Genomic DNA, 17,057 nt, shown 5'->3' on the forward strand with positions numbered 1-17,057 from the left:
GAGGTGCTGAATGAGCGGGCAGGATTTCAAGTTATTGGTTATTTTAATATTTGCCATTATTTTAATTCCGGCAACAATCCTCTCTATCGCGCGATTTGCTCTTGACCGATTTAATATCGACATTTCAGACGATCAAAGTGAACAGTCATTGGTTTTGTTTTTTATTTTCGGTGTGTTTGCATACTCTTTATACTCGATATGGGATGATTCATTTCATATTGTGTACATAATTTCAAGAGCACTATTTACTAGCATGGCAGTCTTTGCGCATGTAATAATCATCCGTATATCTTCTCTTGCAGTCGACAGAATGTTTTTCCAGCGTACCGCTCAAAATAGATTAGCAACGGCTCTGCTGTACTATGGCGCCGCCATCATCTATTATTACTTATATAAAAACGACTTATTTATTCAACACGTGCATTAAAATAAAAATACGGACGGGAAATCAAAATGAACAAGGAAGATGTTAAAATAATATCGGCTTTCATAATGGTCACGCAAGCTGCTGCAGCGCACTCAAGCGGTGACCTAGTGTTTAATTGCGTAAGTTAACAATAGTATTACGAAGCTGTGACCCGCGAACCTCTCGTTTGCGCCAGACGAATGGCGCTGCGTTTTCGTTGTAGGCGGCAGTGAAGGCATGGATGGCCTCAATGAGTTGCTCGACGCTTCGGAAGCTCGCGTTGTTCAGCGTCTTTCGCTGGAAGATGCCGAACCAGATTTCGACTTGGTTGAGCCAGCTCGCACTGGTAGGCGTGAAGTGAAAGGTGACGTTCGGATGTGCGGCGAGCCAGTCCTCGTTCTTCTTGTGGGTGTTCAAGTTGTCCAGGATGACGTGGATCTGCCGGTCGACGGGCTGGTCGGCAACGACCTCGTCCATGAAGGCCTGGAAGTCGGCGCGCTTTTTAGTCTGCGTCGTCTTGCCTCGGATGACGCCGGTGGCGACCTCCAATGCGGCGAACAAATTGACGGTGCCGTGCCGCTTGTAGGTGCTCTTCATTCCCTGGACGACCTTGCCACTGCTGGTCTGCACGTAGCCGCGCGCCCGCTCGAGGGCTTGAATCGAGGGCTTCTCGTCGACGCTGATCACCAGGGCGTTCTCGGGCGGGTTCAAGTACAGCCCGATTATGTCGGCCGCTTTGGCGGCAAACTCCGGGTCCGTGCTGACGCACCACGAACGGTGGCGCTGCAACTGGATGCCTTCCTTGCGCAGGATGCGCCACACCGCGTGATCGGACACGCTCAGCGCCTTGGCCAACGAGCCCCCGTCCCAGCTCGCCATGCCGGCCGGTGGCGGCAATTCGAGCTGCGCCAAGATTCGGTCGCGCAACTCGACGCCGTACTTGGCGGGCTTGCCGGGCCGGGGCGCGTCGCGAAGCCCTGCGATACCTTGCTCGGCAAAGCGTCGGCGCCACAGCCCGACCGTATTCGGTCGAACACCGAGCTCGCTGGCAACCTCGTCATTGCGCTTGCCATGCAGGCACGCCAGAACGATGCGCGCACGCTCGACCAGGCGAACCTCGCCGCTCCGACTTCGAGACAGACGCTCAAGCTCCGACATCACTTCTGCCGGACACGACAACTCAACCGCCACTCGCGCCATGAGACCCCCTTGTGTCAAGCGAAGTGGGTATCATAATACTATCTTGTATTAACGCAACTAAACACTAGCATTCGACGTAAGTCGATGTTTTTTTGTATATGCTCCAATAGTTCAGGTCGGGAAAAATATATCTCATCCGGAAATACATCGGTTTGGACAAGAGAGAATGAGCGCAATAAAGCCATACATTGATAGTAATATTGCGAATCCTCATTTAAAGAAGATTTTTGAAGACAATCTCGTGAGCAATAAAGTGCTCGGCAAAAAAATAGAAGTTACTTTATTGAAATCTATTTCACAGCGCGACGCAATCGGCTTTTCGTGGGTATTTCAAGAAGCAGTTACATGCGACCGAGAACTCGGAATAGCGACTACCTTTATACCGAAACTTTGACGTCGTTTTCCTGTTCCTTGAGCTGGCCCCAGCCGGAGAAAAACGCGGCGCCGAGCATTTAGTTCAGCTGTAGTGAGGTTATGCGTCTAGCTCAACGCAACCTCACATTGCGAACGGCGAAGTGTTCTGTCTTCTTGTACTCAGCATCGAGGCCTTTGGGAAGCAAGCCGAGAACGACGTGTTTGAGTGCGGAACCTACGGCGCTTACACCTTGGGAGTCGCTGAAACCCCAAGTTGGGTCTTCGTCATTCGCGGACTCCGCGAAGCGGAAGACAGTTTCAAAGAACCGTTCGATGCTCTGAATCGCATGATCCGTCTTCATCGCATCGAGCTGGCAGCAGATGGCAGATGAGAAATCGAAGTATGCGGCTTTGGCTGTCGAGTCGAATCGAGCGTTCGTGAGAAGCAACTCGCAACCACCGCCGTACTGCCAAGTTGTGCGTGATTCGATTTCTTTTCGCAGGGCGTTGAAGCTCTTTGCGCTGTATAGCCATGGGTCTGAACCAGGAATGTCGACCTCTATGTAGTCCTGGGTGGGGGGGTGAGGATAGGTGTAGCCAACGAAGTAAAAATCAATGTGGTCTCCGGACCGAATGTGCCAGTCATTGAGTTGCGGAATGATCTCGGATTTTGCGAGCGGCGAATTCGGTCTGGCGAAAATGATCCCGACCATACGCGTTCGATACGATGGGTCACCGTCGTATCGGGACCGGAACCGCTCCGTCAGGCGTCTGATAAGTTCGTGGTAGTCAACAGCCGGTTGCATAGATCTTCCCAAGTTGCTCTAAGGCGCAACACATTCAAGGGCACCCCGAATAACCCGAGGATTTCAGCAAATCCAGCTGCAGCGCGATGACTGCGGCCGAATTCGGTTCAATTTCTCTGGCGAATCATCGCTTTTCCCGGCTGTGTCGCCCCGTTTCTGCTTCGAATCGCCTCTGGCCGCGGCGATTCGGCCCACTGCGGGCGTCAGAAGCATACCGTTATACATAAATTCTTTGGCATGAAATATATTCATATAAATCAATGCTTTGCCGATTTGCATACTTTTTTCGCAAAATCTTGCGATGCTTCTGGTAAAAACAAGCACTTACGGAAGCCTGGCTTCATGCCATACGAGTTGCGTGTAACGCAATGCGTCAGAAGGCCTCGATTCCGGCCTTCCTGAAATACACCAGCGGCTTCAGGTTGTAGATGGCCGCCATCATCGTCATCGCGAAGTTCGTCCGCGCCTGACCGATCGTGCGGATCAGTTTCCCCCCATCTGTTCGATGGCCGCAAACACGTGCTCGACGCGCGCACGGGTCTTGGCGATGCGTTGGTTGCGTCGCTGCTGGCATTCGGAAAGCGGCTTGTTGCGCTTGCCCTTTCTCTGGATCTGATTGCGAAAGCCGTTTGCCTTGAGCCCGCCTTCACGCGCGTCCGACGTGGGTCATGGGTCTTGCAATACAACATCCCGTCCTCCTTCCTCGAATTTTCACCATTCTCCCTACCGACTCAACTCGTGCGGAGACAGTGCTCAACGAGCGCCACCATCATTTGGCGGCTCGCGCAATTGCGTTCATACACGCGGCAGCTGCGTAGCGGCTTATTCCGTCCGATCGAAACCGGAATCCCGTGTCCCGAAAAGACGCAGATCGGTGATGAATTCCTGCGGCTGCCCGATGCCGATTCTTGCAAACGACGGGTGCAGCGGGTTCAGCAGGTAGTTGGTTTCCGATGGAATCACAGCGCTCGGCACGGCCAGCACGGCGGCCGATTTCCGTTTGCCCCATTCGCTGCCGATGGCCTGCAACGGCTCGCGCGCCGCGAGACTGCGCCAGTCGCCGGGAAGGTCTTCGGCAACGATGCGTTCGATCTTCAGGTTTTTCGGCAACGTGGCCGGGATCATGACGTAGCGGGCGCGCAGCGGTTCGTCCTGCACGAGCATTTCGAGCATCGCCAGCGACTGGCTCCCCGCCGTGTACACCATCGGCGTGCCCTTGCGGTTCCAGCGTCCGCCGTACAAGCGGGCGCCCTCGCCCGAGAACGCGGTCTCCGCGAATCGTGCCGTAAGCAGCCGCCAGACCGTCAGCATCAGGCGAAAACGCCGTGCTCGATCCGACCCAGTGTATCCAGCACGCTTTCCGCGCCGATGTCCGTGTCCATCAGCGAAAGCGGGATAAGCCCGGCAAGCGCCGCGTTCGGGGATTTCAGCCAGTTCAGGGCGGCGTCCAGATCCTCGAAGACCGCTTCGGCGCGTTCGACCACGCGGGCCAGACGAACCAGCCTGGCCGATTCCTCGCTGTTGAGCGTGCCCTCCCGCTTGCGCCGGGCCAGGGTGCGCTCCGGGATGCCTAATGCCGCCGCAAGCTCGGCCTGCGTTACGCGCAGGGTTTTCGTCACCGCATCGACTGCTGCCGAGGAAATTCCCCGGCGAATGACCGCCACCCAGTCGAGCGCGGTACGTGGCTTCGCGTGCAGCACGCCGTTGCCGCCGAGCAGCGATTCGATCGAGTGACCGGCGGGGATGGTGGCTGCGCTTGATGTCATGCTTGCACCCATTTATTGCCAACTGGCATCCAGTATAGGCAATATTGGCACAGCCTGCGATTTCGACCACGCAATCATCAGGCCGCAGCCTGGGCACGTCACGCCGCGCGCATCCTCCCGCTCAATCAACTGTCCTGCATCAACTCCCGGTGCATGTGTTATTGCAAGACCTGGCCCCATCGTCCCCTGCGGATCACGCCGGCGCACATGCCCGCCACATCCCGTTACAATCGCCGCAAAGGAGGGCGCCATGAATATCGAATGGTGGCAGTGGACGGTCGCAGGCATCGTGCTGATTCTCGCCGAACTGGCGATCCCGTCCTTCTTCGTGATCTGGTTCGGCGTCGCCGCCCTCGTGATGGCGCTCGTCGTGCTCGCCGCGCCGGCGCTCACGCTTACGACCCAGCTCGCGCTGTGGACCGCGCTCTCGCTCGCGATGGTCGCGCTGTGGTTCCGCGTGTTCAAACCCGGCTTTCACAAGACCCGCATCGGCACCTCCGCCGGCGAGGTCATCGGCGAGGTCGGCCTGCTCGTCGGCGCGGTTGCGCCGTTCCAGCGCGGCCGGGTGCGCTTCCAGCGCCCGGTGCTGGGCGCCGAGGAATGGGTATGCCTCGCCGAGAGCGAGATTCCCGCCGGCGAGCGCGTGCGCGTCGTCGCGGTCGAAGGCAGTTTCCTGAAAGTCGTCCAAGCCTGAGCAAGGGGGTTCCATGAGCGAAGGGTTCATCGTCGTCGTCGCAGTCCTGATTTTCGTCGTCATCACGCTCGCGAAGGGCGTGCGCATCCTGCCGCAGGGCGAGGAATGGATCGTCGAGCGCCTCGGCAAGTACCACGGCACGCTGAAACCCGGCCTCAACCTCATCATCCCCTACCTCGACAAGGTGGCCTACAAGCTCGTCACCAAGGACATCATCCTCGACGTGCAGGAGCAGGAGGTCATCACGCGCGACAACGCGGTGATCGTCACGAATGCGATCGCCTTCATCAAGGTCACCGACCCGGTCAAGGCGGTGTATGGCGTCACGGACTTCGCCGAGGCGATCCGCAACCTGATCATGACGACGCTGCGCTCGATCGTCGGCGAAATGGAGCTCGACGCCGCGCTGTCGTCGCGCGACAAGATCAAGGCGCGGCTGCGCGAGAGCATCGCCGACGAAGCCGTCGACTGGGGCCTCACCGTCAAGTCGGTCGAGATCCAGGACATCAAGCCGTCCGCATCGATGCAGCGCGCGATGGAACTGCAGGCCGCCGCCGAGCGCGAGAGGAAAGCCGCGGTGACCAAGGCCGAAGGCGCGAAGCAGGCCGCGATCCTCGAAGCCGAGGCGCGCCTCGAATCGGCGAAACGCGACGCCGACGCGCAAGTGATGCTCGCCGAAGCCTCCGCCGAAGCGATCCGCCGCGTCGCCGCCGCGATCGGCGACCAGCCCGGGCCGATGATGTACATGCTCGGCGAGAAATACATCGCCGCGATCGAGCGCATGGGCTCGACCGACAGCGCCAAGCTCGTCGTGCTGCCGGCCGACCTGCACGAGACCGTGCGCGGCCTGCTCGCGCGCGGCAAGCTCGTGGTGTAGTGGCAACCGTCCCTTTGCTGGCATAGCTGACAACCGGTAATGACCATCCGGTCGTAACAGGTCAACACCGGCGATCCGGTCACGGTAGCGTTCAAGAAGCGGTGCGTTCATCGCACCCCCACTTCGCGTCACTGAGCGCTGGCACTTTAACCCGCAGCGGTACTGAATCGGCCGCGAAATCCGCACTGCCCGGGTCTAGGATGAAATCCCCTGCAGGTGAACCAACGGAGAGCCGATATGAAAAAAATTCTTTCCCTTGCCGTCCTTGCCGTCCTTGCTGCTGCCGCGATCTTGTCGCCGCTCGCGACGGCGGCCGGTCGCGTCTATTTCATCGAGCCCGCCAACAGTGCGGCGGTGCCCGAGGAATTCACGGTGAAGATGGGCGTCGAGGGCATGCGCATGCAACCCGCGGGCCAGCTCGCCGAGGGCACCGGGCATCATCACCTGATCGTCGATGGCAAGCCGATCGAAGCCGGCAAACCGGTGCCGACCGATGCGACGCACCTGCATTTCGGCAAGGGCCAGACGGAAACCACGCTCAAGCTCGCACCCGGAAAGCACACGCTCACGCTCCAGTTCGCCGACGGCCTGCACCAGTCGTACGGCCCCGGGTTCAGCGATACGATCAGCGTCCACGTGAATAGCCCCGTGGCCGCCACGCCGACAGTGCTCGAACCATAGAACGCGGGATGGCGGCAGAGCGCCGGTGCGCGGTGCGAAAAGCGTCAGCCGCTCGTCCGGCTGCCCCACCCGCCCGCAGCGACGGTGCGCGGCCTCACCACGGGTGCCACGGGTAGCCGTGCCACCCGAAGCCCCAGCCCCAGTAGGGCGACCGGTACGAAAACGGATAGCCGTACGGATAGCGATAGGAATACGGGTACCAGTGGCCGAATACCATGCCGTCGCGGGGATAGACGTAGGTGCGGCTCGTGCGCACGACCTTGCCGTTGATGAAATGCACGTTGAACAGCGTCGCGACGCCCGGGCCGTCGTTGTACACGTTCCAGTCCCACACCTCCTCGCCGCTGAGCTTGAACACCTGCACCGAGCGGTGCGTGCCGAGCAGGCGCGACACTTCATCCTGCGTCATGCCCGGCTTGACCCGCGCGAGATTCTCGTCGGAGAGCGCGTCGTGCTGGTCGATCACGACGCCGCTCGCGTCAACGGTCACCATCAGGGCGCGGTGACCATACGGCTGCGTCGAGTATTCCAGCGTCGTCGTGCCGTCGCCGTTGTCCCAGCGCCGCGTCGGTTCGCCGTGCACGGCGAGTGCCTCGGCTTCGGTCGTCAGCGGAGGCGGCGGGGCGAAGGCGGCGCAGCCGGAGAGGATCAGCAGCGCAAGCAGCGTGAGGATGCGGGATGCCATTCAGCCTCCTCGATATTCGGTGTTCCGGCTCGTCTTCGCGACGCGCCCGTCGCTGTTGAAATGGACCGTGAAGAACATCGGATCGCTCGAAGGCGGTGGCGGTTCGATGCGCCAGTTCCACACGGTCTCCTTGCCCAGCTCGAAGTACTGGCGCGACGCCGGCTTGCCCAGCACGCGGCGCACTTCGTCGCCGGTCATGCCGCGTTGGATGCGCGCGAAACCCGTTTCGTTCAACACCTGATCGACGCTGCGCAACACGTTGTCGGAGCCGATCGTGATCATGTAGCACTTCGTGCCCTCGGGCTGGCGCGAATATTCCCACGTCACCGAGCCGTCGTCGTTCTTCCACTCCATGCCGGGAGGGCCGAAGCGGTCGCGCACATCCATCGCCGTGGACACCCCGGGCTTGAGTTCCTGCAAGTTGAAATAGTCGCACGCGGGCAGGCCGATGGCCGCGAGCACGCTGCACAGAAGCAGGAAAAGGCGCTTCATGGACTGGTTTCTCCCCGATGCCGGACGGCTCCGATGGCTATCGTGCCGTGGGCTAGAATCGCATCATGCCGGCGTGCGAATCAAGTCGCTGCCGCTGGTGACCTGCATCCATCCGGGAGGAGCCTCATGAAAAGGACATTGCTCGCACTCGCACTGGTCGGCTTCGGTTGGTCGGCCCACGCCCAGACGTTAGTGAAGATCGGCCACGCCGGGCCGCTGACGGGCCCCATCTCCCACATCGGCAAGGACGGCGAAAACGGTGCGCGCCTGGCGATCGAGGACGCCAACGCGAAGGGCATCACGATCGGCGGCCGGAAGGCGCAGTTCGAACTCGTCGGCGAGGACGACCAGGCCGACCCGCGCGTGGCGACGACAGTCGCGCAGCGCCTCACCGACGCCGGCGTCAAGGGCGTCGTCGGCCACGTCACGTCGGGGGCATCGATTCCGGCGTCACGCATCTACGAACAGGCCGGCATACCGGTGATCACGCCGTCATCGACAAACCCGAAGCTCACGCTGCAGGGCTACGAGGTGACGTTCCGCGTCATCGCGAACGACCTGCAGCAGGGCGCGGCGATGGCCAGGCATGCGGCGCAGAACCTGCAGGTCGGCAAGGTCGCGATCATCGACGACCGCACGGCGTACGGGCAGGGGCTCGCCGACGCGTTCGCCGACAGCCTGAAGCAGCGGGGCGTGCAGATCGTCGGGCGCGAATTCACGACCGACAAGGCGACCGACTTCACCGCGATCCTGACGAAAATCAAGGGCCGGCAGCCGGACGCGCTGTTCTTCGGCGGCATGGACGCGCAGGCCGCGCCGATGCTGCGCCAGATGAAGCAGCTCGGTATCGGCGCGCGCTTTCTCGGCGGCGACGGCGCGTGCACCAGCGAAATGATCAAGCTCGCCGGCGACGCGATGAGCGCCGACACGTATTGCACGCAAGCCGGCATCCCGATGGCGAAAATGCCCGGCGGCGCGCAGTTCAACGAGCGCTTCAAGGCGCGCTTCAAGACCGACGTGCAGCTGTATGCCCCCTACAGCTACGACGCGACGATGGCGCTGATCGAGGCGATGAAGACGGCCGGCTCGGCCGAGCCGGAGAAATACCTGCCGGCGCTGCGCAAGCTGAACATGCAGGGCATCACCGGCACCATCGCGTTCGACCGGAACGGCGACATCCGCGACGGCGGCGTCACGATGTACCGCTTCAGCAATGGCAAGTGGGAAGCGCTGAACTGAGCGCGCGACGTTGACGCCACGCGGCTGCGGCGCAGCGGGGCGAAATTCCGCTGCGCGGGAGGCGGCGGACTCGCCATGCCGCCATTGCCGGGCAGTATAGTGGCGCTTTCCGCAGTGTCCGTCGCCGCAGCCGGGCGGCACGGCCGGCTTGCCGCGCGCAGCTGCCGAGGGCGCGGGTGACGGGACGCGCGGCGCATCAGCCCGGTTTTCCGATTTTCACTGGAGGGGCAAGCATGAAGAGAAGCGTTGTTGCACTCGCAGTCATGGGGCTCGGCCTGTCGCTGGCCCATGCGCAGGAAATGGCCGTCAGGCTCGGCAGCGTCGCTCCGCTGACCGGCACGATCTCCCACCTCGGCAAGGACAACGAGAACGGCGCGAGGCTCGCGATCGAGGACGCGAACGCGAAAGGCGTGACGATCGCCGGCAAGAAGGTCAGGTTCGAACTGCTGGGCGAGGACGACCAGGCCGACCCGCGCACCGGCACGACCGTCGCGCAGCGCCTCGTCGATGCCGACGTCAAGGGCGTCATCGGCCACCTGAACTCGGGCACGACGATTCCCGCGTCGCGCATCTACAACCAGGCCGGCGTGCCGATGGTGTCGCCGTCGGCGACAAACCCGACATTGACTCGCCAGGGCTACCCGGGCGTGTTCCGCACGATCGCCAACGACGTGCAGCAAGGAGGCATGCTCGGCAAGTTCATCGTCGGCTCGCTCGGCGCGAAAACGGTCGCGATCATCGACGACCGCACCGCGTACGGCCAGGGTCTCGCCGACGAGACCGACAAGGCAGTCAAGGCGGCCGGTGGCAAGGTCGTCGCACGCGAATTCACGACCGACAAGGCGACCGATTTCAACGCCATCCTGACCAAGATCCGCGGCGTCAAGCCGGACGCGATCTTCTTCGGCGGCATGGATGCGCAGGCCGGCCCGATGCTGCGCCAGTTGAAGCAGCTCGGCATCGACGCGAAGTTCGTCACCGGCGACGGCGGCTGCAGCCCGGAGATGATCAAGCTGGCCGGCGACGCGATCAACGCCAGCGCCTACTGCTCGATGCCCGGCCTTGCGATCGACAAGATGCCGGGCGGGCCGGAGTTCCGCAACCGCTACAAGGCGCGCTTCAATACCGACGTGCAGATCTATTCGCCGTACGCCTACGACGCCGCGACGGCGATCATCAGGGCGATGCAGGCGGCAGATTCGGCCGAGCCGTCGAAGTACCTGCCAGCGCTGAAGAAATCGAACTTCCAGGGCGTCATCGGCACGGTCGCGTTCGACGACAAGGGGGACATCAAGGAAGGCGCGGTGACGATGTACCAGTACAAGAACGGCGCGTGGTCGCCGATGTGAGCCTCGCCGAGAGGTGACGGCGCACGGCCGGAACCGGGGCGCGACAGAGGTGATCGCGCTCCGCAGTCGCCCCGGCATCACAAGGGTAACGATGGAAATCTTCCTGCAGCAGCTGGTCAACGGTCTGGTCGTCGGCAGCGTCTACGCGCTCGTCGCGCTCGGCTACACGATGGTCTACGGCATCCTCGGACTGATCAACTTCGCGCACGGCGACCTCGTCATGGTCGGCGCGATGAGCGCGCTGCAGACGATGCTGTTCCTGATGGGGGTCACGCCCGGGATGTCGCCGCTCGCGATGCTGACGCTGTCGCTCGCCGTCGCGATTCCCGTATGCATGATGCTCGGCTACACGATGGAGCGCCTCGCATACCGGCGGCTGCGCAACGCGCCGCGGCTGGCGCCCTTGATCACCGCGATCGGCATGTCGTTCCTGCTGCAGACGATCGCGATGATGCTGTGGGGACGCAACTACCACACTTTCCCGCAGCTCGTCTCGACCGCGCCGATGCAGCCGGTCGCGGGCGTGTTCGTCACGCCGATCCAGGTGACGATCATCGTCGGCTCGGCGCTCATCATGGCCGCGCTGATCGTGCTCGTGACGAAGACGAAGCTCGGCCGGGCGATGCGCGCGACCGCCGAGAACCACCGTGTCGCGGCGCTGATGGGCGTCGACACCAACCTCATCATCGCGCTCACCTTTGTCATCGGCGCCGCGCTGGCCGCGGTCGCGGGCGTGATGTACGCGAGCAACTACGGCATCGCACACTACGGCATGGGTTTCATGCCCGGGCTGAAGGCCTTCACTGCGGCGGTGCTTGGCGGCATCGGCAACCTCGGCGGCGCGATGCTTGGCGGCGTCGTGCTGGGTCTCGTTGAATCCTTCGGCGCCGGCTACATCGAGCACATGACTTTCGGCTTTTTGAATTCGTCCTACCAAGACATCTTCGCCTTCATCATCCTCGGCCTCGTGCTCATCTTCCGGCCCACCGGCCTGCTCGGTGAACGCGTGTCCGACCGGGCCTGAACGGGGAGCGCCGAACCATGAACGAGCTCGCTTCGGCCGTCCCCTGGCTCGGCCGCCGCAACCCGCAGGCCGCGCGCTGGCTGATCGTCATCGTCGCGATCGCCGCCCCGCTCGTCGCGGTCCTGTTCGGCCGCACCTGGGTGCGGGTGCTCGACTTCGCGCTCTTGTATGTGATGCTCGCGCTCGGGCTGAACCTCGTCGTCGGCTTCGCCGGACTCCTCGACCTCGGTTACATCGCGTTCTACGCGGTCGGCGCCTACACCGCCGCGTTCCTCGCGTCGCCGCATTTCGGCGTGCATCTGCCGTTCTGGATCGTGCTGCCGGTCGCGGCCGGCTTCGCTGCGCTGGCCGGGATCATGCTCGGCTTTCCGGTGCTGCGGCTGCGCGGCGACTACCTCGCGATCGTCACGCTCGGCTTCGGCGAGATCGTGCGCATCTTCCTGAACAACCTGAACTATCCGGTCAACATCACGAACGGGCCGCAGGGGATCAACGCCCTCGACCCGCTCGTGCTGTTCGGCTGGGACCTGTCGCGCAACCTCGAGATCACCGAGAACCTGTCGATCAACTCGCTGTTCCTGTACTACTACTTCTTCCTCGCGTGCGTCGCAGGCTCGATCGTGTTCATCCAGCGCCTGCAGGTGTCGCGCGTCGGGCGCGCGTGGGCGGCGATGCGCGACGACGAGCTCGCCGCCAAGGCGATCGGCATCAACACGCGCAATCTCAAGCTGCTCGCGTTCTCGCTCGGCGCGACGTTCGGCGGCGTCGCGGGGGGGCTGTTCGGCGCGTTCCAGGGCTTCGTGTCGCCGGAATCCTTTTCGCTGATGGAATCGATCGCGGTGCTGACGATGGTCGTGTTCGGCGGCATGGGCAACGTCGCCGGCGCGATCGCAGGCGCCTTGATCCTGTCGGCGCTGCCCGAGATCCTGCGCCACCTCGCGGTGCCGGTGCAGCAGGCGCTGTTCGGCACCGTGCTGCTCGACCCCGAGGTGCTGCGCATGCTGCTCTTGTCGCTGGCGATGATCCTGATGATGCTGCTCAAGCCCGCCGGCCTGATCCCGGCGAACGCGCGCTACTCGCACGTCGAACACCTGAAACGCCACGGGGTGTCGCGATGATCACGCTGCTCGAAGCCCGCCACATCGACAAGCGCTTCGGCGGCCTGAAAGCGCTGTCGGAGGTGTCGCTGACGATCGGCAAGGGCGAGATCTACGGTTTGATCGGCCCGAACGGCGCCGGCAAGACGACGCTCTTCAATGTACTGAGAGGCTGTGAAAAATCCCCGGCCAGTTATATGCCGTTGTTATAATTAGGTCTTGCTACGAGGTCTGGATTTGCGCCGATGACGAAGATGCGAGCACGGGTGCTGCTGCCCAACCGGGGGCAGATGGAGTTTCGGGCAAGTGACCTGGAGTCACTGCTGCCGGAGGGGCATCGGGCGCGCCTGGTGTGGGCGTACGTCGAGCGGCAGGACCTGTCACGGTTCTACGCCGGGATTCGTGCGGTCGATGGCGGGGTGGGCCGCTCGGCAATCGCGCCGGAGATTTTGCTGGCGCTGTGGTTGTACGCCACGCTCGACGGGGTGGGCAGCGCGCGGGCGGTGTCACGGCTGCTCGAATCGCATGACGCCTACCGCTGGTTGTGCGGCGGGGTTCAGGTCAATCACCACACCCTTTCGGACTTTCGCAAGGATCAGGGCGAAGGGCTGGACGAGTTGTTGAGTGTGAGCATCGCCAGCCTGATGGCGGCCGGGGTGGTCAAGCTCAAACAGGTGGCGCAGGACGGGATGCGGGTGCGCGCCAGCGCCGGGGCGGGCTCGTTTCGCCGCAAGGAGAAGCTCGAAGGCTACCTGGAGGCGGCGCGCGCGGCCGTGGCGCGGCTCAAAGCCGAGGTGGAGGCGGACCCGGCGCAGGCCGAACGGGCGCGGGAAGCGGCCCGGCTACGGGCGGCGAAAGAGCGTGAAGCGCGTCTTGAGAAAGCGCTGGCGCGGCTGCCCGAGATCGAAGCGATCAAGCAGCGGCAAGGCAAAAACCCCGACCAGGCGCGCGCGTCGATGACCGATGCCGAAGCGACGGTGATGAAGATGGGCGACGGCGGCTTTCGGCCGGCGTACAACCCGCAGCTGGCGAGCGACGCCGACTCGCTGGTGATCGTGGGGGTCGAGGTGGCCACCGTCGGCAGCGACCAAGGGCAGATGGTGCCGATGATCGAGCAGGTCACCGCGCGCTGTGGTCAGGCCCCGGAGGCTTGGCTGGTCGATGGCGGCTACGTCGGGCACGAGCAGATCGAGCAGGCGAGCCGGAGCACCGTCGTTTATGGGCCGGTGCCGCAACCCAAGGACAAGGCGGTCGATCCGCACCAGGCGAAGGCCGGCGACAGCGAAGCGGTGGCGGCCTGGCGGCAGCGGATGGGCACGGACGAGGCCAAGGTCATTTACAAGCGGCGAGCGGCAACGGCCGAATGCGTCAATGCGCACAGCCGCAACCGCGGCCTGCAGCAGTTCCGGGTGCGGGGTCTGGCGAAGGTCAAGTGTGTGATGCTGATCTTTGCTTTGGCGCACAACCTGATGCGCATGGTCAGCCTCGCACCGGAATTGCTCGGGGTAGGGACAGGTGCGTCCGCAGTTCCCGGAATCGGGGTTTAAGGGGCGAAAAATGGGGAAAAACGTCAAATGAACCGTCGATAGCAGCACAAACGATGCAAAAACCCTATCGCGCCCAGCAAAACGGCGTTAACCCCGCTCGCGCGTCTAATCGGTCCTGCGAACGAAAGATTCACAAACTCTGAGCGGCGCCTACGCTCCCGACGGCGGAGAATTCGTGTTCAAGGGCGCAGCGCTGCCTTCGGCCAAGCCGCACCTCGTCGTCGCACAGGGGATCGCGCGCACGTTCCAGAACATCCGTCTCTTCCGCGAGCTGACCGCGCTCGAGAACGTGATGTGCGGCCATCACCTCCGCACGACGGCGAGCGTCTTCGGCATCCTCGTGCAGAACCGGCACACGCGCGAGGAGGAGCGCCTGACGACCGAGCGCGCGTACGAGCTGCTCAAGTACGTCGGCATCGAGCGCTTTGCCACCGCGACAGCGAAGAACCTGTCGTACGGCGACCAGCGCCGCCTCGAGATCGCCCGCGCGCTCGCGACCGAGCCGCAACTGCTCGCTCTCGACGAGCCGGCCGCCGGCATGAACGCAACCGAAACCGCCCAGCTCAAGCTCTTGATCGAGCAGATCCGCCGCGACGGCATCACCGTGCTGCTGATCGAGCACGACGTGAAGCTCGTGATGGGGCTGTGCGACCGCGTCGCGGTGCTCGACTTCGGCTGCAAGATCGCCGAGGACATCCCCGCCGTCGTGCAGACCAACGAGGCGGTCATCAACGCCTACCTCGGCGGCGGCTGCCGGCATGAACACTGACCCGCCTAACCCGCCCTCGCCGCTGCTGCAGCTCGACGGCGTGCAGATCGCGTACGGCGGCATCCAGGCCGTGAAAGGCATCGGCCTGCAGCTCCACCGCGGCGAGCGCGTCAGCCTGATCGGCGCGAACGGCGCGGGAAAGACGACGACGCTGAACGCGATCGCCGGCATCCTGCCGCTCGCCCGGGGCGAAATCCTCTACGAAGGCGACAGGATCGGGCAGGTGCCGGCGCACAAGCGGCTGCGCCGCGGCATCGCGCTGGTGCCCGAAGGGCGCGGCATCTTCACGCGTCTCACGGTCGAGGAAAACCTGCGCATGGGCGCGTATTCGCGCCGCGACGCCGCGGGCATCGAAGCCGACCTGGAACGCGTGTACACGATGCTGCCGCGCATCAAGGAGCGCCTCGCCCAGGTCGCCGGCACGCTGTCCGGTGGCGAGCAGCAGATGCTCTCGATCGGCCGCGCGCTGCTGTCGCGCCCCAAATTGCTGCTGCTCGACGAGCCGTCGATGGGGCTCGCGCCGCTGGTCGTCGAGAAGATCTTCGAAGTCCTCCGCTCGGTCGGCAAAGAAGGCGTGACGATCCTGCTCGTCGAGCAGAACGCGAACCTCGCGCTGGAATTCTCGCAGCGCGCGTATGTCATGGAATCGGGCCGCATCACGCTGTCGGGCAGCGGTGCGGAGCTGCTGACGGACCCGAAAGTGCGGACGGCCTATCTCGGCGAGATCGACGCCGTCGGCGAACGTGGCTGAACCCGCCCTGCGGGCGTGCCGGATCAGGCTTCCAGCCGGCGCTGCCAGGACAGGAAGCACAACAGGCCGAGCAACAGGAAGCCCGCCATGCCGGCGGCAAGCGTCAGCGGCGAGTACCACAGCAGCGGCGCGAACACCCCCGCGGTCACCGCATTGACGCCAACCTGCAAGAAGCTCTGGCAGCTCGACGCCAGCCCGCGGCGCGCGGGGAACCGGTCGAGCGCGATCAGCGTCAGGCTGGGCGTCGCCAGCGCCATGCCGATCGTGTAGATCGCGATCGGCAGCACCGACCACGGCAGGCCGGGCGTCACCAGCGCGCCGATCAGCACGTTGAGCCCTGCCGCCCCGCCCATGATCGCGAAACCGGTCGTGATCGTGCGCCCGTGATGCCAACGCCCGGCCATGCGCCCCGACAGCGCCGAACCGCACACGAGCCCGGCGACCGTCGGCACGAACATCCAGCCGAACTGCTGCGGCCCGAGGCCGAGATGGCCGATCAGGAAGGCCGGCGCGGACAGCACGTAGAGGAAGAACCCGTTGAAGTTGAACGCGACCGCCCCGGCGACGAGCAGGAACGCGCCGCTGCCGAGCACTTTCGCGTAGGCGCGGCCGAGGCTGACCGGGTGCAGCGGATGGCGCGCCGCGGCGGGCAGCGTCTCGGGCAGGTAACGCCAGGTCAGGTAAGTCAGCCCCCCGGCGAAGAGCGCGAGGAACACGAACACCGCGCGCCAGCCGGCGATCGCCAGCAGCAAGCCGCCGATGATCGGCGCGATCGCCGGCGCGATGGCGAAGATCATCATGACGCGCGACATCAGGCGCTGCGCCTGCACGCCGTCGTAGAGGTCGCGGATCACGGCGCGCCCGACGACCATCCCCGCGCCGCCGGACAGCCCCTGCAGCACGCGCCCGGCCCACAGCCATTCGATCGACGGCGCCAGCGCGCACACGAGCGACGCCAGCACGAACAGCACCATCGACCCGAGGATCACGCGCCGCCGGCCGAAATGATCGGCCAGCGCGCCGTGCCACAGCACCATGAACGCGAAAGTCGCCATGTAGGCCGTCAGCGTCTGCTGCACTTCGATCGGCGTCGCCGCGAGCGAGGCGGCGATCGCCGGAAAGGCCGGCAGGTAGGTGTCGATCGAAAATGGTCCGATCGCGGCAAGCGCAGCAAGAATCGCCGCGAGCCAGGGCGAGGAAGCAGGCATCGGAATCTCTCCGGGAATCTTCTGTTTTTTTCTGTTTTTCTTCGCGTCGCCGGAGCGGGCCGCGGCTTCGACCCGAGCGCAGCCTTCGCCCGCGATGCACACGCCGCCCGGC

At 63.6% G+C, this 17,057-nt stretch carries 18 protein-coding genes and 3 pseudogenes; 13 read left to right on the forward strand and 8 right to left on the reverse strand.

Features of this window, described 5'->3' with window-relative positions:
- Nucleotides 1-10 precede the first annotated feature (10 nt).
- A complete protein-coding gene (locus GO606_RS04160) occupies nt 11-427 on the forward strand; it encodes a hypothetical protein (RefSeq protein WP_169120954.1) in 417 nt (138 codons plus the stop codon).
- A gap of 111 nt (nt 428-538) precedes the next feature.
- On the opposite strand, the gene GO606_RS04165 is transcribed toward GO606_RS04160, so the two are convergent.
- Nucleotides 539-1,606: an IS630 family transposase gene (locus GO606_RS04165; protein WP_169200649.1), complete on the reverse strand. Its 1,068-nt coding sequence runs from the start codon at nt 1,604-1,606 to the stop codon at nt 539-541.
- 166 nt (nt 1,607-1,772) lie between these two features.
- Here GO606_RS04165 and GO606_RS04170 point away from each other — a divergent pair, with 166 nt between their 5' ends.
- Complete coding sequence (locus GO606_RS04170) at nt 1,773-2,000, forward strand: hypothetical protein (RefSeq protein ID WP_169120227.1); 228 nt, start codon at nt 1,773-1,775, stop codon at nt 1,998-2,000.
- 91 nt (nt 2,001-2,091) lie between these two features.
- Here the strand turns inward: GO606_RS04170 and GO606_RS04175 are convergent, their stop codons facing one another.
- From GO606_RS04175 to parS, 4 genes and pseudogenes are all read right to left on the reverse strand, one after another.
- Complete coding sequence (locus GO606_RS04175; protein ID WP_169120226.1) at nt 2,092-2,673, reverse strand: hypothetical protein; 582 nt, start codon at nt 2,671-2,673, stop codon at nt 2,092-2,094.
- A 466-nt stretch (nt 2,674-3,139) separates the two neighbouring features.
- Nucleotides 3,140-3,426 (reverse strand): annotated as a pseudogene (locus tag GO606_RS04180) (transposase); the annotation flags it as partial.
- A 162-nt stretch (nt 3,427-3,588) separates the two neighbouring features.
- The gene (locus GO606_RS04185; protein WP_169120225.1) at nt 3,589-4,077 is read right to left on the reverse strand and encodes an RES family NAD+ phosphorylase; all 489 of its coding nucleotides are present in this window, start codon (nt 4,075-4,077) and stop codon (nt 3,589-3,591) included.
- A complete protein-coding gene (parS, locus tag GO606_RS04190) occupies nt 4,077-4,532 on the reverse strand; it encodes a type II RES/Xre toxin-antitoxin system antitoxin (protein WP_169120224.1) in 456 nt (151 codons plus the stop codon). The genes GO606_RS04185 and parS overlap by 1 nt, the downstream gene beginning before the upstream one ends.
- A 250-nt stretch (nt 4,533-4,782) precedes the next feature.
- Between parS and GO606_RS04195 the strand changes: the two genes are divergently transcribed.
- The 3 genes from GO606_RS04195 to GO606_RS04205 all read left to right on the forward strand — a co-directional run bounded on the left by GO606_RS04195 (nt 4,783) and on the right by GO606_RS04205 (nt 6,784).
- The gene (locus tag GO606_RS04195; RefSeq protein WP_169120223.1) at nt 4,783-5,226 is read left to right on the forward strand and encodes an NfeD family protein; all 444 of its coding nucleotides are present in this window, start codon (nt 4,783-4,785) and stop codon (nt 5,224-5,226) included.
- Between the two features lie 13 nt (nt 5,227-5,239).
- Nucleotides 5,240-6,103 carry an SPFH domain-containing protein gene (locus GO606_RS04200; RefSeq protein ID WP_169120222.1) on the forward strand — a complete coding sequence of 288 codons (864 nt, stop codon included), beginning with the start codon at nt 5,240-5,242 and terminating at the stop codon, nt 6,101-6,103.
- Nucleotides 6,104-6,340: 237 nt separating this feature from the next.
- The gene (locus GO606_RS04205; RefSeq protein ID WP_169120221.1) at nt 6,341-6,784 is read left to right on the forward strand and encodes a DUF4399 domain-containing protein; all 444 of its coding nucleotides are present in this window, start codon (nt 6,341-6,343) and stop codon (nt 6,782-6,784) included.
- A 94-nt stretch (nt 6,785-6,878) separates the two neighbouring features.
- Here the strand turns inward: GO606_RS04205 and bamE are convergent, their stop codons facing one another.
- Nucleotides 6,879-7,469: an outer membrane protein assembly factor BamE domain-containing protein gene (gene bamE, locus GO606_RS04210; protein ID WP_169120219.1), complete on the reverse strand. Its 591-nt coding sequence runs from the start codon at nt 7,467-7,469 to the stop codon at nt 6,879-6,881.
- Complete coding sequence (locus tag GO606_RS04215; protein ID WP_169120217.1) at nt 7,470-7,961, reverse strand: hypothetical protein; 492 nt, start codon at nt 7,959-7,961, stop codon at nt 7,470-7,472. It abuts the gene before it with no gap.
- Between the two features lie 126 nt (nt 7,962-8,087).
- Between GO606_RS04215 and GO606_RS04220 the strand changes: the two genes are divergently transcribed.
- The 8 genes and pseudogenes from GO606_RS04220 to GO606_RS04255 all read left to right on the forward strand — a co-directional run bounded on the left by GO606_RS04220 (nt 8,088) and on the right by GO606_RS04255 (nt 15,737).
- Entirely contained in the window at nt 8,088-9,200 is a 1,113-nt protein-coding gene (locus GO606_RS04220) for a branched-chain amino acid ABC transporter substrate-binding protein (RefSeq protein ID WP_169120215.1), read from the forward strand.
- Nucleotides 9,201-9,433: 233 nt separating this feature from the next.
- Nucleotides 9,434-10,549 carry a branched-chain amino acid ABC transporter substrate-binding protein gene (locus GO606_RS04225; protein ID WP_169120213.1) on the forward strand — a complete coding sequence of 372 codons (1,116 nt, stop codon included), beginning with the start codon at nt 9,434-9,436 and terminating at the stop codon, nt 10,547-10,549.
- Nucleotides 10,550-10,640: 91 nt separating this feature from the next.
- Nucleotides 10,641-11,573, forward strand: a complete 933-nt coding sequence (locus tag GO606_RS04230) for a branched-chain amino acid ABC transporter permease (RefSeq protein ID WP_169120211.1) — start codon at nt 10,641-10,643, stop codon at nt 11,571-11,573.
- Between the two features lie 17 nt (nt 11,574-11,590).
- Nucleotides 11,591-12,691 carry an ABC transporter permease subunit gene (locus tag GO606_RS04235; protein ID WP_169120209.1) on the forward strand — a complete coding sequence of 367 codons (1,101 nt, stop codon included), beginning with the start codon at nt 11,591-11,593 and terminating at the stop codon, nt 12,689-12,691.
- Nucleotides 12,688-12,843, forward strand: a pseudogene (locus tag GO606_RS04240) (ATP-binding cassette domain-containing protein); the annotation flags it as partial. The gene GO606_RS04235 and the pseudogene GO606_RS04240, both read left to right, overlap by 4 nt.
- Nucleotides 12,844-12,915: 72 nt before the next feature.
- Nucleotides 12,916-14,217, forward strand: coding sequence for an IS1182 family transposase (locus GO606_RS04245; protein ID WP_246979332.1), 1,302 nt, complete (start codon nt 12,916-12,918; stop codon nt 14,215-14,217).
- Nucleotides 14,218-14,356: 139 nt separating this feature from the next.
- Nucleotides 14,357-14,986: pseudogene (locus GO606_RS04250) on the forward strand (ABC transporter ATP-binding protein); the annotation flags it as partial.
- Entirely contained in the window at nt 14,976-15,737 is a 762-nt protein-coding gene (locus tag GO606_RS04255; RefSeq protein ID WP_169120828.1) for an ABC transporter ATP-binding protein, read from the forward strand. The pseudogene GO606_RS04250 and the gene GO606_RS04255, both read left to right, overlap by 11 nt.
- Nucleotides 15,738-15,760: 23 nt before the next feature.
- Here GO606_RS04255 and GO606_RS04260 read toward each other — a convergent pair whose 3' ends face one another.
- Complete coding sequence (locus tag GO606_RS04260) at nt 15,761-16,945, reverse strand: multidrug effflux MFS transporter (RefSeq protein ID WP_169120830.1); 1,185 nt, start codon at nt 16,943-16,945, stop codon at nt 15,761-15,763.
- Between the last annotated feature and the right edge of the window lie 112 nt (nt 16,946-17,057).

The organism is Aromatoleum anaerobium (assembly GCF_012910705.2).
In the GTDB taxonomy this organism is placed as follows: Bacteria; Pseudomonadota; Gammaproteobacteria; order Burkholderiales; family Rhodocyclaceae; genus Aromatoleum; species Aromatoleum anaerobium.